Consider the following 483-nt stretch of genomic DNA (forward strand, 5'->3'; position numbering starts at 1 on the left):
CTCACATTTGAGAAACTTTCTTCCTTAATTTCTGATGTGCGTTCACTTTTAAGTGATCTTGTTGAATCACAACTTTAAGGTGAAAGTTTAGAAGCTTACTGCAATCAATTATTAGAAGAGTCTAAACTCCGTTCGGATAGAATTGTAGAAAATTACTTTGTGCCTTTTAATACCGAAATTATATAGTTGTAAAATTTAAAGGGGAGTTTTAGATTAGAATTTTTAACTAGGGGTGTGACATGAATTATAAATATCAAATTGAAAATAGTGTAGCTATGCGAGCTGTTTTTCATAGATTGATACAACAACCAGATTTAGAAACCCTTGAAATAAAGAAACGGGTGCAAGGGGAAAAATGTCATTTATATATGATTTGCTCAAGACCAAGGATTACAATTAATCCAAAAAAACTAGACATAAATAATGAAAGAATTTCGGGAAGTTTTATTATTGATAAAGGGGAAATAAAGGATGAAGTACCTT

At 30.4% G+C, this 483-nt stretch carries 1 protein-coding gene; it reads left to right on the forward strand.

The annotated features are described in order from the left end of the window. Positions 1 to 239: 239 nt before the first annotated feature. A partial coding sequence (locus R0J87_RS18505) for a hypothetical protein (protein ID WP_498888005.1) occupies positions 240 to 483 on the forward strand: 244 nt, incomplete at its 3' end.

The sequence above is a fragment of the Halomonas sp. SIMBA_159 genome, from assembly GCF_046536035.1.
GTDB lineage: Bacteria > Pseudomonadota > Gammaproteobacteria > Pseudomonadales > Halomonadaceae > Vreelandella > Vreelandella venusta_A.